The following is a 23,531-nucleotide window of genomic DNA, read 5'->3' as shown; positions in this document are numbered from 1 at the left end:
AAAATGGCTTTACTGTGCCGCAGGGAAGTTGCGCTTAATCGGTGCAAAGTCACTGGCGTTTTTGCCTAACAATCGCTGAGGGCGGAAATCTGCCAGTAACTCACTGGCCTGATCCTGCACCAGTTCCTGCGCCACCAGCTTGCCAATCAACGGTGACAATGTGATTCCACTGTGTGTCACTGCAACATATACACGCTGATGAGGCGTGACGTAGCCAATGGCAGGTAATCCATCCGCCGGTCTGGCGCGTTGACCAATCACAATGTTCTCAATCTGCAATTCGCCTGCATCTGCAAACAACGCGTGGTAGCGATCGCGGAACTGCTGGGCAATATCGCCATGGAGCGAAGGTGGCGAGGCAGGATCGGCAAGATCGTCCAGTTCCAGTGCTTGTAATAACAACCGCCCGCCGCCATCCGGGCGCACGTTGAGCTGAGGAGAGATTAAATTGGTTGCCAGCGAGAGCGGCTGTGGCGCCGTGCGTGCCAGGAAACTACAGGCCACCGCGTTGGGTTTGCTGGTATCGAGCAGCGCCAAATCAAGATTAAGGGTGTTAAGCAGTTGATTGGCCCAGCGCCCGGTGGCAATCACCACGTGATCACCCTGCCACTGTTCACCGTTTACCAGATGCAGCGTGACGCCATCAGCTTGTTCGCTAAGACGTTCAATCGCATGTTGTTGATGCAATACCGCCCCATTGGCACGCGCTTCAGACCAGAGTCGCGAGAGATACAGCGTCGGATGCAATACCGATTCCGTTGGGAAATGCCAGACGCTGCCACTTACCGCCTGTGAACGCAGATCCGGCACTTCACGCTGCAACGCATCCGGTGTCACCTCATGCGCGGGATAACCCAGCGATTGCAGGGAGGTAACACGCCGCAGTAGCCTCTGCTGCGCCTCGCCTTCTGACGCCCACTCCCAGGTACCACAGGTTTCCAGCCAGCGCAGACCATTGGTTTGCGAAAGCTGCAAACGAGTATGTTCTTCCATAGCGAGGGCATTGAGCTGGTGATAACTGAGGGGTTGTTTACCATTGGAGTTGACCCAGGCGAAGGTGGTGCTGCTGGTGCCGGCACCAATATGCTGCTGCTCAAAAATCGTAACCTGTACGCCCTGCAAGGCTAATGCGCGCGCCACCGCTAAACCGATGACGCCGCCGCCCACTATCGCAATCTTTTGAGTTGTCATGAATGGCTCCTGAATGAATAGCCCTATCATAACAACGTTCATCGGCAGAGATTGCAATTGCTATATAACGCTTACTGCGCAGGATATAAGAAAATCCTCTGATGCCAGAGAATAAATTTATATCGTTGTCAGCATTTTCCCATTTGAGAAATAGGCCAGCAAATTCTTCAGCACATTATTCGCCATGCCTTCACGGGTTTCATGGGTGGCACTCGCAATATGTGGGGTTAATAACACATTATCTAATTCACGCAGCGCAGGATGAATAATCGGTTCTTGTGGGAAAACATCCAGCGCGGCGCCTTTTATCACACCCTGCTGCAATGCCTGGATAAGATCGTTTTCATTCACCACCGTACCGCGTGCAATGTTGATCAGCACACCCGATTTCCCCAACGCCGCCAGCACTTTTGCGTCCACCAGCTGGATATTTTCCGGGCTACCCGGCAGCGCCAGCACCAGGAAATCACTGAACGCCGCCAGCTGTTCTATGTTCTCACAGCGTTGGTAAGGCACTTCTTTTTGACTGCGCGCGATGTAAGCGATCTCCATACCGAATGCCTCAGCACGCCGGGCAATCGCAAGACCAATCGCACCCAAACCCGCAATGCCCATGCGTTTCCCGCTGGCTTTACTGGAAAGTGAAGTAGCGGTATTTTCCCACGCGCCAGAGCGGGCGAACTGATGATTGGCCACCAGGTTGCGTGAAAAAGCTAAGGTCAACGTCATGGCTAAATCGGCGACATCATCGGTAAGAATATCGCTGGTGATGCTCACCTGAATATCATGTGCAGCGGTGTAATTCAGGTCGATACGATCGGTTCCCACCCCAAACACCGCAATCGCTTTACAGGCCGGCACCTGTTCCAGAATCGACGTTTCTACCCCCACGTCACCGCGGGTCACTATGCCTTGAATCTCTTTGCCCTGGCGCTGAAGAAATAGCGCAGGGTCCTGCTCATTATATAAACGATGACAATGAAAATGTTGCGAGAGTTTTTCGTCCAGCTGCGGCATCAGTGGCTGAATAATCAGAATATGAGGTTGCGAAGACATCATTATTTTCCTGGATGGATAAGCGTGTCGTTTCAGACTACCGGATGAATTTATGTTACGGCACCCTTGTTACTTTTTTCGCTAATACGATCACGGGGAAAGTGCAATGAATCCTGGTGGAGAATCAGGTTTTATTTCGGATCTGTTTTTACCGTAATGCGTTGAGCGCGCTGGCGAACTCACCTTACGCAGTCTACGGTTAATAAAAAAACCATAACAATTCAACTTACCATGGAAAGCCGCTATGACCGCCCATGTCGACATCACCGCAAGCCCGGAACACGAACTACACTCTTTGCAGCAATTATTGCAGACGCATCTTGAGCAACTGCTGCCTGCGGGTCAGCCGAGCGATCAAGTTCGTGCCGCCATGCGCGCCGGTGCACTGGCACCGGGTAAACGCATTCGTCCACTGCTGCTGCTGTTGGCTGCGCGAGATATGGGCAGCAAAGCATCGCAACAGGGCATTCTTGATCTCGCCTGCGCAGTTGAAATGGTGCATGCCGCGTCGTTGATCCTCGATGATATTCCATGCATGGACAATGCTCAGATGCGACGCGGGCGCCCAACGGTGCATCGCGAATTTGGCGAAAGCGTGGCGATTCTGGCGGCGATTGCCCTGCTGAGCCGCGCCTTTGAAGTGATCGCCGTTGCGCCAGGTTTAGCCGCCCTGCAGAAATCAGAGGCGATTGCCGAACTCTCTTCTGCCGTGGGTTTACAAGGTTTGGTGCAGGGTCAATTCCAGGATCTGCATCAGGGCGCGCAATCGCGTAGCCCGGAAGCCGTCGCATTAACCAATGAACTCAAAACCAGCGTGCTGTTCCGAGCCACCTTGCAAATGGCGGCGATTGCCGCGGAAGCAACCCCCGCTATGCGCCAGAAGCTCAGCTATTTCGCGCAGGATTTGGGTCAGGCTTTCCAATTGCTCGATGATCTCGCCGACGGCAGCAAACACACCGGCAAGGACATTAATCAGGATCAGGGTAAATCGACGCTTGTACAGATGCTCGGTTCTGAAGGTGCTGAGCGCCGCTTGCGTGAACATCTGCGCAGTGCCGATGCGCACCTCGCCTGCGCCTGCCATCGTGGCATAGCGACCCGCCAATATATGCACGCCCTGTTTAATCAACAGCTGGCGATGTTTCACTGATCGCGGGACTGCCGATGGGGCACTTTGCCGTGATTGCGCCGCCACTGTATAGCCATTTTCACGCGCTGCAGGCGTTGTCACAGACGCTGATTGCGCGCGGTCATCGCATCACCTTTGTGCAACAGGATGATGCACGTCTCCTGCTAACGGATGAATGTATAGGATTCAGCACCGTAGGTGAGCGCAGCCATCCCGCCGGTTCTCTGGCACGGGTGTTACAGCATCTGGCCTCGCCCCTTTCGTTATGGCGGGTAATCAGTGATATCGCCGCCAGCACCGATATGTTGTGTCGTGAACTGCCTGCGCGTTTAACCTCTTTGCAAGTCGATGGTGTGATTGCCGATCAGATGGAAGCGGCGGGTGGCTTAGTGGCAGAAGCGTTGCACCTTCCCTTTGTTTCAGTGGCCTGCGCGCTGCCGGTGAATCGCGAGCCTGGCATACCGCTGGCGGTGATGCCGTTTCGCTTTGGTCAGGATGAAAAATCACTGCAACGTTTTCAGGCCAGTCAGGATATTTATGATCGCCTGATGCAGCGCCATGGCGCGGTGATCAGCCACCATGCGCAACGATGGGGTTTACCCGATCGCCACAGCCTGCATCAATGTTTGTCACCGCTGGCGCAGATTAGCCAACTCGTTCCGGCATTTGATTTTCCGCGCCAGCATCTGCCCAGCCATTTTCACGCTGTGGGTCTGCTGCAGGCATCGAATCCTCCCCGCAGTGCCAGCGCGCCCTGGCCAGAATTGCGACAGCCGGTGGTTTATGCCTCTTTTGGCACCTTGCAAGGTCATCGTTTTCGCTTGTTCCTGCATCTGGCAAAAGCGTGCCGCAACCAGCAGCTCTCGTTGGTGATTGCCCATTGTGGCGGTTTGGACGCCAATCAGGTGCAGCAGCTTAAGCGCGCCGGTGCGGCGTGGGTGACGGATTTTCTCGATCAGCCAGCCGCGCTGCAACATGCGCAGCTGTTTATCACCCATGCCGGACTCAACAGCACGTTAGAGTCACTGGAATGGGGCACCCCGATGCTGGCGCTGCCGCTGGCCTTTGACCAACCCGGCGTGGCGTCACGTATTGCCTGGCACGGTGTCGGTCATCGCGCGTCTCGCTTTAGCCGCGTGCATCAGCTGGAGCAGCACCTGCAGCAACTGTTGACGGATGACGGCTATCGGCTGCGTATCTCGCCGATTCAGGCGCAGCTGCAGCGCTCAGGCGGTTGCGAGCGCGCCGCTGATATCGTTGAGCAGGCATTGGGGCAACACCGTGTTGTGCTGGCGGAGGCGACCTGATGCCCGAGAATTATGACGTGATTTTAGTGGGGGCCGGCCTGGCTAATGGCTTGATTGCGCTGAAGCTGCGTCAGCGCCAACCCCAGTTGCGCATTCTGATGCTGGAAAGTCACGCGCATCCGGCAGGTAATCATACCTGGTCCTTTCATCAGGACGATCTCAGCCCCAATCAGCTACAGTGGCTGCAACCGTTGATTGCCCACCGCTGGCCCGGCTATCAGGTGCGATTCCCTACACTGCGCCGCAATCTCAGCGGAGAATATTGCTCAATCACCTCTGCAGATTTTGCCCAACGGCTTTATGAGGTCATGGCGGATGATCTCTGGATCAATACCCCGGTGAATGAGGTGCGCCCCACTCAGGTCACCCTGGACGACCATCGCGTACTGCATGCTGCGGTGGTGATTGATGGTCGCGGCCTGCAACACACGCCGCATCTGCAACTCGGCTATCAAGCCTTTATCGGTCAGGAGTGGCATCTGGCTAGGCCTCACGGTTTAACACAACCGATCTTGATGGATGCGACAGTGGATCAACAACAGGGCTACCGCTTTGTTTACACCTTACCGCTGAGTACAGATCGTCTTTTAATTGAAGATACGCACTACATTAATCAGCCCACGCTGACAGAGCACACCGCGCGGCTGAATATCGCCGATTACGCCAAAGCGCATCACTGGAGCTTGAGCCTTCTGCTGCGTGAGGAGCAAGGTTCACTGCCAATAACATTGAGTGGCGATATTGATGCCTTTTGGCTGCAACAGCGTGGTCAACCGTGCAGTGGATTGCGCGCCGGTTTGTTTCACGCCACCACGGGCTACTCGTTGCCCACAGCACTGGCGCTGGCTGACCGCATTGCCCAACTGTTGCCCTGTGATGCGACAACGCTCAGTCGCGCCATCGAACAGTTTGCACGCGAGCAGTGGCGAACACAGCGTTTTTTCCGGCTGCTCAATCGAATGCTGTTCTTGGCCGGGCACCCGGACCAGCGCTGGCGTGTCATGCAGCGCTTTTATCGGCTGAATGCCGGATTAATCAGCCGCTTTTACGCCGGGCAACTCCAGCTCGGCGATAAAGCGCGCATTTTATGTGGCAAACCGCCGGTGCCGATTGGCGAAGCGGTGCGCGCACTGATGACGACCTCTTCTAAACCAGGGAAGAAATAATGACACGTACTTATGTGATTGGCGCCGGTTTCGGCGGCCTGGCGTTGGCTATCCGGCTGCAGGCAGCTGGCATTCCTACCACGCTACTTGAGCAGCGCGATAAACCCGGCGGACGCGCCTACGCATGGCAGGAACAGGGCTTTACTTTTGATGCCGGACCGACAGTGATCACCGACCCGACAGCGATTGAAGCGCTGTTTACGCTGGCCGGTAAATCGCTCAGTGATTATGTTGAATTGATGCCGGTTACGCCTTTCTATCGCTTATGCTGGGAAGACGGCAAACAGCTCGACTATGACAATAATCAACCGTTGCTGGAGCAGCAAATTGCCCGCTTCAACCCGGCCGATGTCGCAGGCTATCGGCAGTTTCTCGCCTATTCACGCGAGGTGTTCAAAGAGGGTTATCTTAAGTTGGGGACTGTGCCTTTTTTGCATTTCCGTGACATGCTGCATGCTGGCCCTCAGTTAGGCCGCTTGCAGGCCTGGCGCAGCGTTTACAGTATGGTGGCAAAATTTATACAGGACGATCACCTGCGTCAGGCATTCTCTTTTCACTCGCTGCTGGTTGGCGGTAATCCTTTTGCAACGTCCTCGATCTATACCTTGATTCATGCGCTGGAACGCGAATGGGGCGTATGGTTCCCACGTGGCGGCACGGGAGCGCTGGTGCAGGGCCTGGCTAAGCTGTTTACCGACATGGGTGGCGAATTGTTGCTCAACGCCGAAGTGAGTCAGCTTGAAACCCAGGGCAATCGCATAAGTGGCGTACAGTTGAAAGATGGTCGCCGGTTTGCAGCTAATGCGGTGGCGTCGAATGCCGATGTGGTGCATACCTATGATCGGTTGCTGCGTGGGCATCCTGCCGCCAGTAAACGTGCGGCCTCACTGAAACGTAAACGCATGAGCAATTCGCTGTTTGTACTCTATTTCGGTCTGAATCACCCGCATTCACAGCTGGCGCATCATACCGTGTGCTTTGGCCCGCGCTATCGTGAGCTGATCGACGAGATTTTTAACAGCAGCCAGCTTTCAGACGATTTTTCGCTTTATCTGCATGCACCCTGCTCCAGCGATCCATCACTGGCTCCGGCAGGCTGTGGCAGTTTCTATGTATTGGCACCGGTGCCGCATCTCGGCACGGCGGCGATCGACTGGCAACAGGAAGGACCGCGTTTACGCGATCGCATTTTTGCTTATCTGGAGGAGCACTATATGCCGGGACTACGTCAGCAACTGGTGACGCACCGCATGTTTACGCCGTTTGATTTTCGCGACACGCTGCATGCCCATCAGGGTTCAGCGTTTTCGCTGGAACCGATTTTGACGCAGAGCGCATGGTTCCGCCCACATAACCGCGATGCGGATATCGCCAACCTCTATCTGGTTGGTGCTGGCACACATCCCGGCGCCGGGGTACCCGGTGTGATTGGCTCGGCGAAAGCCACTGCGCAACTGATGCAGGAGGATCTCGCTGGATGAATCGCCAACCCCTGCTAGAGCAAGTGACTCAGACCATGGCGATCGGCTCAAAGAGTTTTGCCACGGCCGCGAAACTGTTCGATGCGCCCACGCGGCGCAGCACGCTGATGCTGTACGCGTGGTGTCGCCACTGCGATGACGTGATTGATGGACAAACGCTGGGCGAAGGCGGCACACAACATGTGGTAGAAGATGCCGAAGCGCGCATGCTGCATCTGCAAATTGAAACCCGCCGTGCTTACAGCGGTGCGCACATGGATGAACCCGCGTTCAAAGCATTCCAGGAGGTGGCGTTAATTCACCAGTTGCCGCCACAGTTGGCGTTTGATCACCTGGAAGGCTTTGCGATGGATGCGCGTGAGGCGCGCTACGTGACGTTCGACGATACTCTGCGCTACTGCTATCACGTCGCGGGAGTGGTGGGCCTGATGATGGCCCGTGTGATGGGCGTCCGTGACGAAGCGGTGCTGGATCGCGCCTGCGATCTGGGGCTCGCCTTCCAGCTCACCAACATTGCCCGCGACATCGTTGAAGATGCGCAGAACGGGCGCTGCTATCTGCCGCAAAGCTGGCTGGACCAAGCGGGCTTAACCGGCCAGAATCTGGCCGATCCGCAACATCGCGCTGCCCTGGCACCACTGGCCGCGCGACTGGTGAGCGAAGCAGAACCCTATTATCACTCTGCTCGTTCCGGCTTACCCGGATTGCCGCTGCGCTCCGCATGGGCCATCGCCACTGCACGCGGCGTCTATCGTGAAATTGGGGTGAAGGTGCAACATGCAGGCGCACATGCCTGGGATGCGCGACAACGCACCAGCAGCGGCGAAAAACTGGCGCTGCTGGTGAAAGGTGCTGGCTTGGCGCTTACTTCACGTTTGACTCGTCCGGAGTCGCGTCCTGAGGGGTTGTGGCAGCGTCCGCGTTAACGGATTTATGCCGCTGTCGCAGCGCCGCCTGCAACTTATGCAAAGGCGGCGCATAAAGAAAGCCGAATGAGACGCACCCCTCGCGGCCCCGCACCGCATGATGCATGCGGTGCGCCATATACAGACGCTTGAGATAACCTTTGCGCGGGATATAGCGGAACGGCCAGCGTTGATGCACCAGCCCGTCATGTACCATGAAATAGAGTGCGCCGTACAAGGTTACGCCCGCACCAATCCATTGCAGCGGCCAGTAACCGTTTACGCCGATGTAGATCAGCGCAATCGCCAAGAACATAAACACCACGGCATAGAGATCGTTGAGTTCAAATTTGCCGTCGTGCGGTTCATGGTGTGATAAATGCCAGCCCCAGCCCCATCCGTGCATGATGTACTTATGCGACAGTGCCGCCACCACTTCCATCACCACCACTGACGCCAGCAGGATCAGCGTATTCCATAACCAAAGCATCGTGCATCCATTTGTGTTGAACAGAGGCTTTAAAAGTGGACGCGGATAGGTCGAGAGGCAAGTCAATAACGTTTATTTTTGTTGGATTGATGGCAGTTGAGTTTTCATCCATACTCATCGACATTACTACACGTGTAGTCCACACGGGGGATTTATGCCTAATACCAGTGTAAACCAGAAGAAAACCGTCAGCGTCACCGTCGAACCCATGCTATTGCAACAAGCCAGAGAGGCCGGTTTAAACTTATCCGCGATTCTTGCTGAGGCTTTGCGACAAGAAATACGGGTAGCCGCTGCAGAAAAATGGAAACAAGAAAATAGTGCCGGTTTACAGGAACTGAACCGCATAACTGAAGAGCATGGTTTATTGTCGGATGAACACAGGACGTTCTAAATATGCAGTACATGATTTATAACAACACCAGTAAAAACAGTGCTTACCATTATCTGGTCGATGTTCAAAGCGATATCATTGATCAGCTCACAACGCGTATTGTCATTCCTTTGTACCCTATGAATCGACTTAAGGCTGGTCAGGTAAAACGGCTTAACCCCGTCATCGAAATTGAGGGAGAAGGCTATCTCGTCATGACCCATGAAATGGCAAGTGTGCCCGCATCTCTGTTAGGAAAACAAGTGATGGATGCGCGCCCTTATCGCCAGCAAATCAAAGATTCTATTGATTTTATCTTTGATGGATTTTGAAACTTTACATGTCAAACGTCCCTCGTTAGTATTCCCCTCCTCAGCGGAAATGAACTGCTGCGTAAGCGTTAACGTCAATCAACGCACCATATGCAGAATCGTTCTGCCTCAACTCTATGGTGCGCAAATATGTCCCATACCACTATTGCCCAAAATCCAGCCCTGCAACGCGCGGGTTTTTTCTTGTTTCTGTTGCTGCTTACTGCTGCCAACCTGCGCACGCCGATCACCGCCACCGGCCCCATACTGGAGAATATCCGCGCCAGTTTTGGTCTGAGCGCCAGTGCCGCAGGCGTGATCAACTTTTTACCGCTGCTGATGTTTGCCACGCTGGCACCGCCTGCCGCCTGGTTTGGTAATCGCTTTGGCCTGGAACGCAGTTTGTGGGGCTCGCTGCTGCTGATCACGCTGGGGTCGTTGCTGCGCATTACCGGCAGTGAAAATGCCATGTGGGCGGGCACGCTAATTCTGAGCTCCGGTATTGCCGCCGCTAACGTGCTGTTGCCCCCGCTGATCAAGCGTGACTTTACTGAGCACACGGCACGCTACATCGGGTTGTATGCCATGGTGATGGGGATTTCAGCCAGTATTGCATCAGGGATTGCGGTGCCGCTGGCTGAAATCAGCTCCGCAGGTTGGCGTCTGTCGCTCGCGGTGTGGCTGGTGCCCGCGTTTATCGCACTGTTCGCCTGGCTACCTTATCTGAAAAAGTCGGGGCCGCAGGTGCACGCCGCAGCAACCCACAGCGTGACGCGATCGCCCTGGCGCTCAGCATTGGGCTGGCAAGTTTCGCTGTTTATGGCCAGTCAGTCACTGCTGTTCTATACCCTGATTGGCTGGTTCACCCCGTTTGCGCAAGACAACGGTATTAGCCAGATTGAGGCAGGCGGCATACTGTTCGTCTATCAGATCGTCGCCATCGTCTCCAATCTCGCCTGCATGAGCGCCCTCAAACGCCTGAAAGATCAGCGCGCTATTGGCTTTATCGCTTCATTCCTGATCTTTGTTGCGTTGGTCGGCTTGCTGCTGCTGCCGTCATGGTCACTTTTGTGGCTGATTCTGGCTGGATTGGGCGCGGGCGCATCGCTGGTGATCAGCCTTTCACTGTTTAATCTGCGCACTCAGGATCATCGCCAGGCATCAAAACTCTCCGGCATGGCGCAGTGCGTCGGTTACGGACTGGCGGCACTTGGCCCGCTGTGTTTCGGTATGCTACATGATGCCAGCGGTAACTGGCTGGTGCCGCTGATCATGTTACTGGCGGTTACCGTGGTTCAGATGATGATGGCGCTACTGGCGGGCCGCGCCCGCCATATTTGCTATCAGGCGGAGACCCGGCTTTCCTGACGTTCCAGTTCACGCACTCGCGGCATCACCTCGCGGCCAAAGAACTCAACGTCCTCATGGAAGTGCAAAAAGGCCAGCAGCAATAAATCGACGCCTGCCTGCTTCAACGCCATGATGCGCTCAGCGATCTGTTGTGGGGTGCCAATTAAATTGGTCTTAAAGCCGTCGTTATACTGCACCAGATCTTCAAACGACGATTTTGCCCAGTTGCCCTCACCTTCCGGTGACGCACTTCCCGCGTTTTTTACTTCATGCTGGAAACCTTTAACGGCATCCGGATTGGCTTTGGCGATGATTTCCTGCAGGACGGACTGTGCTTCCTGCTCTGTATCGCGGGCGATGACAAAACCGTTTAAACCAATTTTAACCTGATGTCCTTGCGTGATGGCTTTCACCTGAATGTCTTCAATTTGCTGCTGAACGCCCTCCGGCGTATTGCCGTTGGTGAAGTACCAATCCGACACGCGTGCCGCCATATCACGCGCTGCACGGGAACTGCCGCCCTGGAAGATTTCAGGTAAAGGTAAAAGAGGTTTGGGTTTTAATGCGTAATCGCGGAAGCGATAGAAGTCTCCGGCAAAGGTGAAGCTGTCTTCACGCCAGATACCTTTAAGGCAGTGGATAAATTCTTCAGACCGTAGGTAACGCTCTTCATGATCGAGCCAGGGTTCGCCAATCGCTTTAAATTCGCCCCGGAACCAGCCGCTGACAATGTTAACGGCAATGCGTGGACCGTAAAGATGGCTGATGGTAGCGATCTGCTTGGCGGCCAGCACGGGATTCCATGGGCCGGGCAGCAGCGCGGCAATCACTTTGAGCGTTGAGGTATGGCTCAGCAAGTCCTGTGAGAAGGTCACCGATTCATGCTGGTTATCTGCACCGTATCCGGCAGTAAATCGGATCTGCGTCAGGGCATAGTCGAATCCTGCCTTTTCAGCGATTTTTGCCAGTTCGCGATTATACTCCGCGTCCCAACGGGTGCGCTGTTCAATCTGACTGATCACCAATCCACCGGACACATTGGGCACCCAGTACGCAAATTGCAGGGGTTTCTTATCTGACATCGGCTTCTCCTGTCGATATATAGCTAAAAAATATGAATTTCAATCAAGTTCTATCTTTTCGATATATAAAGGGTAATGCAGCAGCTGTGCCAGATTTTCATGAATTTAAGCAGTTGATTTTATTGAGATGGGAGCGTTACTTAACGGGTGAGAAGTTGCAAATACAACAGCCGTTGTAAAACGCCCGTCGCCATTGCAACAGTGAGAGGAGAAGAAATTGAATCTGCGCGTTGAAACCATCACCCCGTATGTCCCCGGATTTTCGTCACTCAAAGCGGAGAGCATCGACCTGGGTTTCAATATGCTTCGCAGGCTCGATGATAATTGGCGCAACGGCACCAATTGTTTCGATCTCCCTGGCGAAAAACTATTGGGGCTGTTTTCATGCCATCAACTGATTGGTGTTGGCGGGCTGAATCAGGACCCATTCATGACAAATTGTCGGGCTGGCAGGGTTCGTCATCTCTATTTAGGTCAATGTTATCGCGGCATGGGGCTGGGAACGTTGTTACTGCAACAGATCATTCAGGATGCGGTCATCCATTTTGCTCTGATCAATACCCATGCACCGCACGCAGCGTATTCCCTCTATGAACGGTTGGGTTTTCATTGCTTAGCGGATCAGGATATCAGCACGCATCGGCTACAGCTCATTGCCGCGACTAAGTGAGCGCATCCCTCCTCGGTAGCGCGTCAATAAACTCCCGAATCTGCGGCCTGTTATCGTCCTTCCGCCACACAGCATATAAGGTTATCTCCAGCGGTAACCACGGCAGCATCACCAGTGAAACGGTATCTGCGACCCGACTCGCCAGGCTTTGTTGAATGAAGGTAAACCCCAGGCCCGCTTCCACGCAGGCCAGGGCAGCCAGCGGCCCGTTCACCTCAAAGGTAATATCCGGCTGGAAACCCGCTTGCTCACATGCAGCCAGTAAGCGGGCGCGCGCAGCTGGATTGAGGTGCGCATGATCGGCTATCCAGCGCTGTTTTTGTAAATCTGCCGGTGTGGGTGTAGCGATGGTTTGTGCTTTTGGCATGACTAACAGAATCGGTTCCGTCAGCACTTTTTTCTGCAAAAACCAGTCGCCCTTTTCGGGAGGGGTATGCAGTAGCGCTACATCCAGCGCCCTTTCCTCAAGTAATTCGCGTTGTTGCTGGGATCGCATCGCGTGCAGATGGATAGCGGTGCCGCTTTGCTGATCAATCCGGGCAATGGCATCTGGCAGTATGCGCGAATGTATCGCCGCCTCAACATAACCAATATCCAGACGCCCCCTGGCCGTCTGCGTCAGGCTGCGGCCATAATCGGTGAGACGCGCATGATGTTGCAGAAAAGGCGTGACCTCATCCAGAAATTTTCGCCCTGCTTCCGTCAATCGCAGACGCTTTTTCTCACGATGAAACAGCGTGACGCCGAGTTCACTCTCAAGTTGTTGAATTTGCCTGCTCAGCGGGGATGCCGAGATATGCAGCTTTTCCGCCGCCTGACCGACATGTTCCAGCAGCGCCACAGTAGCAAAAGATCGCAATAATTTAATGTCCACAGCTTTTTCGGTCTCAACTCAGTCGAAAAGGATGATAGTCACACCCGCCGGTTCCCTGCAATATTTCATTGCTGATGCAGCTTAATGATTAAACAGCGTTTTCTCTTTCGGTGAAGAACAAAGGCGGTAATGATGGTCAAACATTTCTCCTCACAACGCGTGGGTCACTATCTGGTCACGGCTATCAGTGATGGCACCATGAAAGCCAGCCTTACGCTGCTCTCCGGCATTGATATCCCCAGCGCAGAGTCAATTCAAGCGCAATCGGGTATCGATGTGCCGGGTGATATTCATATTTACTGTTATCTGATTCGCGGTGAAGGACGCACGATCTTGATTGATAGCGGCATGGGCGCCGTCAATCATATTGGCGGGGAATTGCAGCCTAATCTGTTAGCGCTGGGTGTTAACCCCGACGCCATTGATACTCTGTTGCTCACGCATTGCCATCCCGATCATATTGGCGGCTTACTAACAGCCAACGGTCAACCCGCCTTTGTTAATGCGCAACTTTATCTCTCTACGGCTGAAGCGGCATTTTGGCGGGATGATGAAAAGCTTGAAACAGCCAACGAACGCACTCAGAGAAATGCCTTGCTGGTGCGTCGTACGCTCGAGGCCTATCGGCCCAGCCTGCACCTGATTGAGCAGAATAATATCACTGCGGATATCCAGGCTATCAGTCTGCCAGGCCATACGCCGGGGCATACCGGATATCTGATTGATTCCGACAATGAACGTCTACTGATCTGGGGCGATATTGTGCATTACCCGCATATCCAGTTAGCTCGACCAGACGTTTCCATTTCCTTTGATAACGATCCGGCACTGGCTGAAACCACGCGCAAAGCGATTATCGAACAGGTTTCAAGGGACAAAACGCGGGTAGCAGGCATGCACTTTGGCGCATCCGCATTTGGCTATATTGAGGGTGATGTGCGCTCCGGCTATCTGTTGCGGCCAAAAACGGATTAAGACGCTGAGCTGTGAAAGTCGTTGACGGTGCCACGCGTCAGACCATCCTGCGTGGTCGCCGTAAGAAATGCGTCCAGCAGCCCGGGGAAGCGTGCGTCCAGGTCGTCACGACGCAGTGACAAGAGGTTTTCACGGCCTGAAGGTTTCTGCCAGATGACGCCACTGTCGCGCAGTACGCGCCAGTGATGCGTTAGAGTGGATTTGGACACGCCCTTAAGCAGCGATCCGCACGTGTGCTCACCCCCCTCAGCCAGGATAGCGACCACACTCATGCGCAGGGGATTGCCGAGCGCGGCCAATACATTTTCCAGACGGATTTCATCGCGCTGCGGGTGATTTTCCAGCATAGGCTGCCTCATGATAGTTCGTATAAACACGAAGTATCGGGCAGCGGATGCGGGATGTACAGCGCGGCAGCACACCGCGCTCAACGCCTACTGACTGATGGTCTGTTTCAACGCGGCAATCGATGAGGTGATGCCCGCTTCCACCGACATGGTGAGATCTTCCATTTCCAGTGAGACCCAGTCGTTGTAGCCCATCATACGGACCACCGAGAAGAACTCCTTCCACCACTGCAAATCCTGGCCGCAGCCCACAGCAACGTAGTTCCAGGCGCGGTTTGCCACATCCTCCACCGGTTTGGTTTCCAGCAGACCGTTGATATTGACCAGACCCCGTTCCATCCGCACATCTTTACCATGGCAGTGATGAATCGCCGGCCCCAGCGCCCGAGCTGCGGCAATCGGATCGGCGCCCATCCACAGTAAATGGCTGGGATCAAGGTTCAGCCCTACCATGTCGCCCACCGCATTGCGCAGCCGGAACAGGGTCTCTGGATTCCACACCAGCATGGAGCTGAAGTTCTCCAGCGCAAATTTCTCGACCCCACTTTGCTTCGCACGCGCCACCAGCCCTTGCCAGTAAGGGATCGCCACTTCATTCCATTGATAGTCGAGGCAGTTTTTCAGTGTCGGCGGCCAGCTCACGGTATAGGTGATCCAGTTGGGAATGGTGTCATGCGGGCTGGCAGGCGGTAACCCACTCATCATGACGATTTTCTTCACCCCTAACTCACCCGCCAACGCCAGGGCATTCTCGGTATCGCGTTTATGTTTCTGCCCCAGTTCACCAGGATCCAGCGGATTGCCCGATACATTCAGGGCGGCAATCGACATCCCACGCGTTTCCAGTGCTTTCAGCAGGTTTTGACGCTGCGTGGCACTACCCAGTAACGCTTCTGTCGGCAAATGCGGTGCAGAAGACCAGCCACCCGTCGTCATTTCAACGCCGTAAACGCCCAGTTCCAGCAGTTTGTCCAGCATTTGCTCAAACGGCAGATGCCCCAGGCTGTCGGTACAAAAAGAGAGTTTCATGGCAGTCCTTATTGGTAGTTGACCCAGGTCGCGCCGTTGTCGGCAGAACGAACACAGTTTTCAATCCAGCGCACGCCTTCCAGCCCGGCATTAATGTCGGGATAGATCAGGTTATCAAGCGTGTGCTGATCGCCACGCTGGGTGGCACTGATAGCGATGGCGAATTTCAGGTAGATGTTGGCCCAGGACTCGGCCAGGCCTTCAGTATGCAATGCACCCAGACGCTCATCCGCCAGCGCACTTTCATGCAAATACGGCATACCGTGATGCATCAGTTGATTTGGCTGGCCCTGGACTTCGTATTTCAATTCGCCCGGGTTGTAATCACTCCACTCCAGACTGGCGCGTGAACCGATAATGCGGATACTTTGGCTGTCCATTGAACCGGCGTTGATCGACGACGCCCACATGCGCCCAACCGCCCCGTTGTCGTAATGCATCAGCACCATCGCGTTGTCTTCCAGCGGTGCGCGTGAGGGAATAAAGCTTTGGCGATCGCACAGCAGCGATTTGACTTTCATCTGCGGCAGCACCAGCTGCGAGATGTAGAAGGTGTGAGTGGAGATATCGCCCAGTACAAACGAGGGACCAGCGATTTTTGGATCGACACGCCATTTCTGTGCTTCGCTAAATTTATCGGCACTGTCATTGGCGCTGAAGCCGTGGGTATATTGCAGCTCAACCATACGCACTTCGCCGATCTCGCCGTTGGCGATCATGGCTCGCATCTGCATCAACAATGGATGGCCGGAGAAGCCGTATGTCACGCCGACGATGAGCTTTTTTGCCTCTGCCAGTGCTTTAATCTCCTGCGCTTCCGCGCTGGTGAAGAACAGCGGTTTTTCACAAATCACATGAATACCGGCATTCAGCGCCGCTTTCGTGATCTCATAATGGGTGCCATTGGGGGTGGCGATTGATACCACTTCCACCCCATCGTCACGCTTTGCCTCTTCCTCAAGCAATTGCTGGTAGTTGTCATAACAACGTTCCGGCGCAAGTCCAAGATTGACGCCAAATTCGCGCCCACGTGTAGCATCAATATCAAAGGCGCTGGCTACCATCTGGTAGGCGGTATTGTCACGCAAGGCACCGGACCGATGTTTATAACCCACCTGACTCAGGCGGCCGCCACCGATCATTGCCCAGCGGAGCGGGCGTGGAATGTGTTTTTCACCATTTAACATAGTCACTCCTGTTTTTGCACCCGGGTGCAAATTAGGTTGAGGGTAGATGTTCTTATCTGTTACTGCTGATTCTTGTTATTTATTCATGCACTGGAATCCATTGCACTGCACGTACTGCCGTACTTCACGAGATGCTACCGAGTGCAAATCGCATCAGAATCGGGCATAAAAAGGATGATTCTTGTGCTTACAAGCGCTGAATGTCAGCGATGCCGACTTTTTAGTCAATCTGGCAACATGCAATTCAGCGAAGAAGATCACAAAAACCGTTAAATTTGCACCCGAATGCAAAACTCATTGCAATCGGGTGCAAAGATCAAACATAATCGTAACATCATAAAAACAGGGTTATTCGATGTCATTTGCCTCATTTGCCTGCGCTTAGGTGTTTATTTTCAGTTGGCTTTCACGTTCAATGCAGGGGACTCCGCCTTTTATCCCTACGCAGGTGCTATGAATAAACCAACAAAGAAGCCCCACAAAGCCACAGCAAGTGATGTCGCACGACTTGCCGGCGTCTCAAAATGGACCGTATCCCGCGCTTTCACGCCCGGTGCATCCATCTCTGACAAGGCGCGTGAACAAATATTGAAAATCGCCGCAGAATTGGGCTATCGCCCTAACCTGCTGGCGCGCAGCCTGTCGCAGAAGAAAACGCACATTATCGGCGTGGTGATCGATGAGATGAAGAATCCTCACTCGATGCTGATGCTCGACATGGTCACACGTCAATTGCAACAGCGCGGCTATATGGCGTTGTTACTGAATATTGGTAGCGGAAAAAATTACAGCGCCGTGCTGACGCTCGCCGATCAGTTGCAAGTGGATGGCCTGCTGTTTCTCGGCACCGTGTTAACCGACGAACTGATTAGCGTGGCGCGCGAGATGCATCAGATTCCGCTGGTGCAGGTGTGCCGAAACAATGACGAGCCCGATATCGATGTGGTGAACGTTGACGGTTTACGCACGGGTAAACAGCTGGGCGAACTGTTGCTGGCACAGGGCTACACCCGTATCGGCTATATGATGGGACCGGAAACCAGCAGCCATCATACCCAGCGCCTGGATGGCCTAAACCTGGCACTCCAGGAGGCTGGATTGACGCTGGAATTACTGCTCACTGCAGGCGAGTACTCTCGTGAGCGGAGTTATGAAGTGCTGAGTGATTATCTCAACTCGCACGCCCCTCAGCAGCGGGTTGACGCCCTGTTTTGCGAGAATGACATTTTGGCACTCGGCGCATTGACGGCGCTTAAAGAGCATGCAGGCAACCGTTTTATGGCGGTGGTGGGTTTTGATGATATCGATGAAGCCAGTTTGTCCAGCTGGCAACTGACCACGTTTAGCCAGCGATTGGATTTAATTGTCAATGAAGCCCTCAACCGCTTGATTGACGGAAAGGCCACTCCAGGTGGTGTTTGGTCTCAGGGAGAATTGCGCTTACGACGCTCTCACCTGAAACCCTGAGGTAACAAGGAGGAGAGATGAAGTTGTCACTGCATGGTGTTTCTGTCTGGTACAGCAATGCCGTCACTCAGTTACGCATCGCCCACGAAACAGGCTACAGCGGACTGGAGATTCTGCCTGAACATCTGTATCGCTATCTGGATAACGGCGGCAGTTACGCAAAATATCGTGATCTGCTGGCGAAGTATCAGATTGAGATTACCTGCATTAATGCTTTGAAGCGGATGGGTCGTTTCCAGCCAGAAGAACGTGCCGCCCTGCTGCGTGAAGCGGAGAAAGTGGTGCAGGCGGCCGTGGAACTGCGCTGCCCGGTGGTGCAAATAATGGCGTTAACCGAATTAGATCATCTGCCAGACGCCGCACGTGACGCCATCTTGCTGGAAAACCTCTGCGCCATCGCCGATATCGGCAAGCCACATGGCATTAAATTCCAGATAGAGGTGGTGGCCTTCACTGCCTTCAATTCACTGCGACACGCGCTGGATCTGATTAAACAGAGTGGCAAAGATAACCTTGGCGTGGTGGTCGATTTCTGGCACCTGCACGCCGGCGGTGGCACCACACCGGATGAAGTGGCGCGCATGGACAAGGATTTGATCTACGGTGTGCATTTCTGTGATGGTCGCGCCGCCTATCCGGGCGAAGACTGGGATGAATGGGTCCAGCGCAATTACGCGCCCGGTGAGGGAGATGTTGATATTCCAGCCTGGGTGGCGGCAGTGAAAGCCACGGGATACAACGGCGTATGGTCACCGGAATTATTGAGCCCGCTCAACTGGGAAGATGATCTCTGGGATATTGCCCGTCACAGCATCGACGACATGAAAAAATATATTTATTAAAAATAAAGGAGGCCCGAATAACGGGTTTTCCGTGAAGACATTTGGCAATGGCGGGAAAAATCCAGTCTACGGAATCGCGTGTTGATTAACAACACGCGCATAACGTCTTTCAATACTTTCTGAGAAATCATAATAACGAACATGGATTCGTCGTGGACGGCTGCGCGCTAATTAACGTGTGGCCGGTCTATGTCTGAATGTCCGGAACGTCGTGCTCTGTCAATATTAATCTGCCGTGTCCATCAGACGATGGAATGATCAAGGGAAAGAAGTATGAACCGAAGAGAAGCGCTCTTTTCGCTGAGCGGTATTGTCGCCTCACTTGCCGTGGCACCGCAACTGCGCGCCAAAGAGCTGCACAATGTGCCGCTGGAAACCCAGCACAGTGCCGACCATTTGCCACAGCCAGCGTGGCAAGACGGTTACCAGGTGCTCACCAACCCACTGGATCGCCAGAATCTACAAGCCATTTTTGATCGTTTAATCCCGGCCGATAAGCCAGGGCCTTCAGCTACTGAAGCGGGCTGTATTGAGTTCCTCGATAATCAGTTAGCGGGGGATTACGGTTCAGGAGCCGCGCTTTATTTGCAAGCTCCACTGCATCCTGAAAACGAAGAAAAAATTATGGGCAGCCCTCAATTTCTCTCCGCACCAAAGGAACGTCATTTAACGGGTTTAAAAGCGCTGGAAAACTGGGCACAAAAAAATATCAATCCTCCTTCCATGCGTTAAATGCTGAGCAGGTTGATGATTTCCTCACAAAAATGGAAGACGGAAAAATCGATTTGGGGGCACAGGTGAATAGCCAGGCCTTCTTTGAATTAATAGCACATTGTGGTCGATAACCAAGCCGAGAAAAGCTGGAACCCTTACATGCAGCATAGCTCGCACACCATTGGCGGCGCAGTCATGGGTGCCGATCCAAGTACTTCCGCGCTCAACCCATACTTGCAAAGTTGGGATGCGCATAATTTGTTTGTGGTCGGTGCCTCGGCCTTCCCCAACAATGGCGGCTACAACCCAACAGTCACCGTGGGGGCGTTGGCGGTGCGTGCGGCGCAAGCTATCCACCAGAAGTACATCAATAATCCGGCACCGCTGGTGGGGGCATAATCATGGCGAAGGCAAAGAAAATTACCTATACCCTCGCGGCGTTGGCCGTGGTCGCCGCCATTGGCGTGACCGGCAGAATGTGGGTTGTGATGGACAGCTCACGTTCAAATGTGGCTGATGATAAGGTCAGGTTAGCCGATTTCCACAGCAGTGACGCAGATGCCATTAAACGTGGCGAATATGTGATGCGCCTGGCGGATTGCGCGGCGTGCCACAACGCGGACTTTTCCGGCGGCTACAAGATCGACACCCCCTTTGGTGCACTGCAAACCTCCAACATTTCACCCGATCGTGAAACCGGCATCGGCAACATGACGGAGCACGATTTCTTTAATGCGGTCCGTCAGGGACGCGGCGAACACGGCTTCCTTTATCCTGCGATGCCTTACACCGCTTATACGCAGATGAGCGATGCCGACATGCACGATCTCTGGGCCTATTTCTCTGTGCAGAAGCCAGTGAAAAATGCCATCGACGAAAACGCAGGCATGAAATTCCCGTATAACATTCGTCTGGCGATGGCGGGTTGGAACCTGTTGTTCTTCGATAACAGTGCGTTCAAGCCCCAGAGTGCGCAGAATGATGCCTGGAACCGCGGTAAGTACATCGTTGATGGCCCCGCGCACTGTAGTGTGTGTCACACCGCACGTAATGCGTTAGGAGGAGAGATCAGCAGCCAGTATCTGCAAGGTGGCAACTTAGGGACCTGGTATGCACCTGATATCTCGCCGAATCCTCATGCTGGCATCGGAAAATGGAGCGATGAGCAGATCGCGGATTACCTGAAAACCGGCTCCAACGGGGAGAGTGTTGCGGCCGGTCCGATGGCAGAAGCGGTTGAGCACTCAACACAATATTTCAATGACCAGGACCTGAAAGCCATTGCCACCTATTTGCGCAGCCTGCCCGCTTCTGCAACGGCTAAGCCAACTGCATTTGTCATGGATAAGACGAAACACGATCAGGCGGCACTGCGCTATGAGGTGGACTGCTCAGCCTGCCATGGCTTGTCGGGAGAAGGTATCACGGGTATGGTGCCGGCTTTCGCGGGTAACACCGCGATGCAGAATGATCCCACCAACATGATCCATGCGCTGTTGGATGGGGCGCGAGCGCCGCACACCGAAGGACGCCCAACGTCTGCCGGCATGCCTTCCTTCTCGTGGAAATTGAACGATCAAGAGATGGCAGATGTGCTCAACTACGTGCGCAATTCATGGAGTAACGAGGCTGCCGAGGTGAAAGCCAGCGATGTTGCCACGCTGCGCAAAGCCACGGATGCGGGAGATAAGCTGAAAGTACCGGCAACGAAATAACGGCTTCTCGTTTTTCATCAACGCGCCGCTATTCCTTTCTGTGCAAAGAATAGCGGCGCAAGCTCTGAAGTGAATTCCGAAAATTGGACACCATGCCAACGAGTAGGGGGTTCAACAATGAGCTGCCGTAAGCATTCACGGGAATTTAAAAAACAGGCCGCTCTGTATCACTCCCCTCATCCAACAACCATTAACATTTTCGCTAAACCGGCTTTCCAGTTTTGTGCTCGATGACGTCTCATTGCGTCGGAATTAGCGCAGCAGTTGGTTGATTCCCCACAGCGCTAAAGCATGATCGTCTTCAGAAGGTAAGCCACTGATGCTAACTGCACCAATGATCGCGCCCTGCGGGCTGAGCAGCGGGAAGGAGCCACCGTGATCGGTGTAATCTTCCTGGCGAATGTTACGCTGCTGCGCCATACGTTCGCCCTTCTGCTCATTAGCGAACCCTACATACATCGAAGAGTGGCCGGTCAACAGCACCGTGTTGCGTTTACGACGCATCCACTCCAGATTTTCGGGCGCGGAACCGGGTAACGCCGCCAGAAACAGCACCTGCCCAAAAGCATAAACTTCGATAGCAATTGGCGCATTCATTTCGCGGCCACGCTGTTGAATGCCCTGACCAATTTGCCAGGCCAAATCGAAATCAAACTGCGGTAAACGGTGCTCAGCTTCCTGCTGTAGCAGGGTTTCTAATGAAGGCAGTGCTGACATTGATAGGATCCTCTCAAAATGAAATTTATTTTCCACTTTTTATAACATGGAAGATATTTTTCGCATGTGATGAAGATCGCAGTTCAGTTTGGGTCAACCTGAATCACGCGACACCATGGTAAATCCCATATCAATTATCGGATTATCCACCGTCTGATGTTGCAGGCGCTTTAACAATTGCTCTGCAGCAAGCTCCCCCATGCGGTGTCTGTCAATGCGGACCGTCGAAATCGCCGGATAATTTGCCGCGGCAAAATCAAGGTCACCAAAACCAATCACCGCCAGCTGCTGCGGAATGTTTAAACCACGCGCCTGCGCCGCCATCAATGCGCCCTGCGCTAGCGTGTCTGAACTGCACACCAGCACATCGACATCTGGATGTTGCTCCAGCAATTGTGAACTGGCTTCGCGACCGCGTGCCATTAGCGCCGGGAGTTGAACGGGCACATCAGCCAGCGGTTCTATATCCAATGACATTAACGCATCCAGCAAGCCCTGTTTACGCTGCAATGCGCGGCGGTCATCTGTCCATATCAGACCCGGCTTTTGATAACCGCGCTCGGCAAGGTAAGCGGCAACGCGCGCGCCGATTTTCTCATGAGAAAAACCTACCAGCATATCGATGGGGGTGGGCGTCATGTCCCATATTTCGACTACCGGGACATTGGCTTGTAACAACACTTTTTTCAGCTGCGCACTGTGATGAATACCGGTGAGCACGATGCCATCCGGCCGGCGAGACAACAGCGTGGCTACGGTTTCAGCTTCTGTTTCCGCTTCATAACCAGTGACACACAACAGCATGTGATAGCCCTGCGCACTCAGGCTGTCATTCAGGCTCTGAATGGTGTCCACGAACATGTTGTTATTGATTTGCGGCACCACAACGGCAATCAGGCGACTACGATTGCTCGCCAGACTGCCCGCTTGCGCGTTGGGAATGTAGCCGGTGGCGCTGATTGCCGCTTTGACTTTGGCGACAGTCGCCGGTCGAACCAGATGCGGGGAATTGAGCGCACGACTCACCGTCATCGGCGATATTCCCGCGACGCGGGCGACATCTTCCAGCGTAGGGGCAGCATTGCGCTCGGGGTTGCGTAGTTTCATGGCGGCTCAGGGTAGAAGCAGATAGCGCTAGCATAGCAGGCCGCCC

The 23,531-nt window shown here is 54.0% G+C and carries 24 protein-coding genes and 1 pseudogene; 15 read left to right on the top strand and 10 right to left on the bottom strand.

The window, feature by feature from the left end:
• Positions 1-9: 9 nt before the first annotated feature.
• Together CRO33_RS15765 and CRO33_RS15760 are read right to left on the bottom strand one after the other, a co-directional pair.
• Positions 10-1,191 carry an NAD(P)/FAD-dependent oxidoreductase gene (locus tag CRO33_RS15765; protein ID WP_097118750.1) on the bottom strand — a complete coding sequence of 394 codons (1,182 nt, stop codon included), beginning with the start codon at positions 1,189-1,191 and terminating at the stop codon, positions 10-12.
• Positions 1,192-1,308: 117 nt separating this feature from the next.
• A complete protein-coding gene (locus CRO33_RS15760) occupies positions 1,309-2,250 on the bottom strand; it encodes a 2-hydroxyacid dehydrogenase (protein ID WP_097118749.1) in 942 nt (313 codons plus the stop codon).
• A gap of 241 nt (positions 2,251-2,491) precedes the next feature.
• Between CRO33_RS15760 and CRO33_RS15755 the strand changes: the two genes are divergently transcribed.
• Genes CRO33_RS15755 through crtB form a run of 5 tightly spaced genes read left to right on the top strand, consistent with a single transcriptional unit; the run spans position 2,492 to position 8,256 of the window.
• The gene (locus CRO33_RS15755) at positions 2,492-3,397 is read left to right on the top strand and encodes a polyprenyl synthetase family protein (protein ID WP_097118748.1); all 906 of its coding nucleotides are present in this window, start codon (positions 2,492-2,494) and stop codon (positions 3,395-3,397) included.
• Positions 3,398-3,411: 14 nt separating this feature from the next.
• Positions 3,412-4,683, top strand: a complete 1,272-nt coding sequence (locus CRO33_RS15750) for a glycosyltransferase (RefSeq protein WP_097118747.1) — start codon at positions 3,412-3,414, stop codon at positions 4,681-4,683.
• Positions 4,683-5,849, top strand: coding sequence for a lycopene beta-cyclase CrtY (gene crtY, locus CRO33_RS15745; RefSeq protein WP_097118746.1), 1,167 nt, complete (start codon positions 4,683-4,685; stop codon positions 5,847-5,849). The genes CRO33_RS15750 and crtY overlap by 1 nt, the downstream gene beginning before the upstream one ends.
• Complete coding sequence (locus tag CRO33_RS15740; RefSeq protein ID WP_058962014.1) at positions 5,849-7,330, top strand: phytoene desaturase; 1,482 nt, start codon at positions 5,849-5,851, stop codon at positions 7,328-7,330. Before crtY ends, CRO33_RS15740 begins: the two co-directional genes overlap by 1 nt.
• A complete protein-coding gene (crtB, locus tag CRO33_RS15735) occupies positions 7,327-8,256 on the top strand; it encodes a 15-cis-phytoene synthase CrtB (protein ID WP_097118745.1) in 930 nt (309 codons plus the stop codon). Before CRO33_RS15740 ends, crtB begins: the two co-directional genes overlap by 4 nt.
• Here the strand turns inward: crtB and CRO33_RS15730 are convergent.
• Positions 8,195-8,725, bottom strand: coding sequence for a sterol desaturase family protein (locus CRO33_RS15730; RefSeq protein WP_058962012.1), 531 nt, complete (start codon positions 8,723-8,725; stop codon positions 8,195-8,197). The genes crtB and CRO33_RS15730 overlap by 62 nt on opposite strands.
• A 154-nt stretch (positions 8,726-8,879) precedes the next feature.
• On the opposite strand from CRO33_RS15730, the gene CRO33_RS15725 reads away from it, so the two are divergent.
• The 3 genes from CRO33_RS15725 (at position 8,880) to CRO33_RS15715 (ending at position 10,777) form a co-directional block, all read left to right on the top strand.
• Positions 8,880-9,119: a type II toxin-antitoxin system CcdA family antitoxin gene (locus CRO33_RS15725; RefSeq protein ID WP_058962011.1), complete on the top strand. Its 240-nt coding sequence runs from the start codon at positions 8,880-8,882 to the stop codon at positions 9,117-9,119.
• A gap of 2 nt (positions 9,120-9,121) precedes the next feature.
• On the top strand, positions 9,122-9,430 hold the full coding sequence (locus tag CRO33_RS15720) for a CcdB family protein (protein WP_097118744.1): 309 nt from the start codon (positions 9,122-9,124) through the stop codon (positions 9,428-9,430).
• Positions 9,431-9,559: 129 nt separating this feature from the next.
• Positions 9,560-10,777: a CynX/NimT family MFS transporter gene (locus tag CRO33_RS15715; protein ID WP_097118743.1), complete on the top strand. Its 1,218-nt coding sequence runs from the start codon at positions 9,560-9,562 to the stop codon at positions 10,775-10,777.
• On the opposite strand, the gene sfnG is transcribed toward CRO33_RS15715, so the two are convergent.
• Positions 10,753-11,841 carry a dimethylsulfone monooxygenase SfnG gene (gene sfnG, locus CRO33_RS15710; RefSeq protein WP_097118742.1) on the bottom strand — a complete coding sequence of 363 codons (1,089 nt, stop codon included), beginning with the start codon at positions 11,839-11,841 and terminating at the stop codon, positions 10,753-10,755. The two genes, CRO33_RS15715 and sfnG, sit on opposite strands and share 25 nt — an antisense overlap.
• Positions 11,842-12,058: 217 nt before the next feature.
• Here sfnG and CRO33_RS15705 point away from each other — a divergent pair, with 217 nt between their 5' ends.
• Positions 12,059-12,511, top strand: a complete 453-nt coding sequence (locus CRO33_RS15705) for a GNAT family N-acetyltransferase (protein WP_255253282.1) — start codon at positions 12,059-12,061, stop codon at positions 12,509-12,511.
• Here the strand turns inward: CRO33_RS15705 and CRO33_RS15700 are convergent.
• Positions 12,504-13,385 carry a LysR family transcriptional regulator gene (locus CRO33_RS15700; protein WP_097118741.1) on the bottom strand — a complete coding sequence of 294 codons (882 nt, stop codon included), beginning with the start codon at positions 13,383-13,385 and terminating at the stop codon, positions 12,504-12,506. The genes CRO33_RS15705 and CRO33_RS15700 overlap by 8 nt on opposite strands.
• A 129-nt stretch (positions 13,386-13,514) precedes the next feature.
• Here CRO33_RS15700 and CRO33_RS15695 point away from each other — a divergent pair, with 129 nt between their 5' ends.
• Positions 13,515-14,360 carry an MBL fold metallo-hydrolase gene (locus tag CRO33_RS15695; RefSeq protein ID WP_237449309.1) on the top strand — a complete coding sequence of 282 codons (846 nt, stop codon included), beginning with the start codon at positions 13,515-13,517 and terminating at the stop codon, positions 14,358-14,360.
• Here CRO33_RS15695 and CRO33_RS15690 read toward each other — a convergent pair.
• From CRO33_RS15690 to CRO33_RS15680, 3 genes are all read right to left on the bottom strand, one after another.
• On the bottom strand, positions 14,357-14,707 hold the full coding sequence (locus CRO33_RS15690; protein ID WP_058962005.1) for an ArsR/SmtB family transcription factor: 351 nt from the start codon (positions 14,705-14,707) through the stop codon (positions 14,357-14,359). The two genes, CRO33_RS15695 and CRO33_RS15690, sit on opposite strands and share 4 nt — an antisense overlap.
• 87 nt (positions 14,708-14,794) lie before the next feature.
• On the bottom strand, positions 14,795-15,736 hold the full coding sequence (locus tag CRO33_RS15685; protein WP_097118739.1) for a sugar phosphate isomerase/epimerase family protein: 942 nt from the start codon (positions 15,734-15,736) through the stop codon (positions 14,795-14,797).
• 8 nt (positions 15,737-15,744) lie between these two features.
• Positions 15,745-16,923, bottom strand: a complete 1,179-nt coding sequence (locus CRO33_RS15680; RefSeq protein WP_097118738.1) for a Gfo/Idh/MocA family protein — start codon at positions 16,921-16,923, stop codon at positions 15,745-15,747.
• A gap of 453 nt (positions 16,924-17,376) precedes the next feature.
• On the opposite strand from CRO33_RS15680, the gene CRO33_RS15675 reads away from it, so the two are divergent.
• From CRO33_RS15675 to CRO33_RS15655, 5 genes and pseudogenes are all read left to right on the top strand, one after another.
• Positions 17,377-18,390, top strand: coding sequence for a LacI family DNA-binding transcriptional regulator (locus CRO33_RS15675; protein WP_097118737.1), 1,014 nt, complete (start codon positions 17,377-17,379; stop codon positions 18,388-18,390).
• 17 nt (positions 18,391-18,407) lie between these two features.
• Positions 18,408-19,232: a sugar phosphate isomerase/epimerase family protein gene (locus tag CRO33_RS15670; protein ID WP_097118736.1), complete on the top strand. Its 825-nt coding sequence runs from the start codon at positions 18,408-18,410 to the stop codon at positions 19,230-19,232.
• Positions 19,233-19,505: 273 nt separating this feature from the next.
• Complete coding sequence (locus CRO33_RS15665; RefSeq protein WP_255253281.1) at positions 19,506-19,964, top strand: gluconate 2-dehydrogenase subunit 3 family protein; 459 nt, start codon at positions 19,506-19,508, stop codon at positions 19,962-19,964.
• 96 nt (positions 19,965-20,060) lie between these two features.
• Positions 20,061-20,345 (top strand): annotated as a pseudogene (locus CRO33_RS15660) (GMC oxidoreductase); the annotation flags it as partial.
• 2 nt (positions 20,346-20,347) lie between these two features.
• Positions 20,348-21,661 (top strand): cytochrome c, encoded by a 1,314-nt coding sequence (locus CRO33_RS15655; protein WP_097118735.1) that lies wholly within the window; start codon positions 20,348-20,350, stop codon positions 21,659-21,661.
• Between the two features lie 252 nt (positions 21,662-21,913).
• Here CRO33_RS15655 and CRO33_RS15650 read toward each other — a convergent pair whose 3' ends face one another.
• Both CRO33_RS15650 and CRO33_RS15645 read right to left on the bottom strand, forming a co-directional pair.
• The gene (locus CRO33_RS15650; RefSeq protein ID WP_034830236.1) at positions 21,914-22,378 is read right to left on the bottom strand and encodes a heme-degrading domain-containing protein; all 465 of its coding nucleotides are present in this window, start codon (positions 22,376-22,378) and stop codon (positions 21,914-21,916) included.
• 93 nt (positions 22,379-22,471) lie between these two features.
• Positions 22,472-23,485, bottom strand: coding sequence for a LacI family DNA-binding transcriptional regulator (locus CRO33_RS15645; protein ID WP_097118734.1), 1,014 nt, complete (start codon positions 23,483-23,485; stop codon positions 22,472-22,474).
• Positions 23,486-23,531: the final 46 nt, after the last annotated feature.

This window comes from Pantoea sp. GL120224-02 (assembly GCF_900215395.1).
Classification (GTDB): domain Bacteria; phylum Pseudomonadota; class Gammaproteobacteria; order Enterobacterales; family Enterobacteriaceae; genus Pantoea; species Pantoea communis.
The sequence above is the reverse complement of the archived record's forward strand: the minus strand, read 5'-3'. Positions and strand labels throughout refer to the sequence as shown.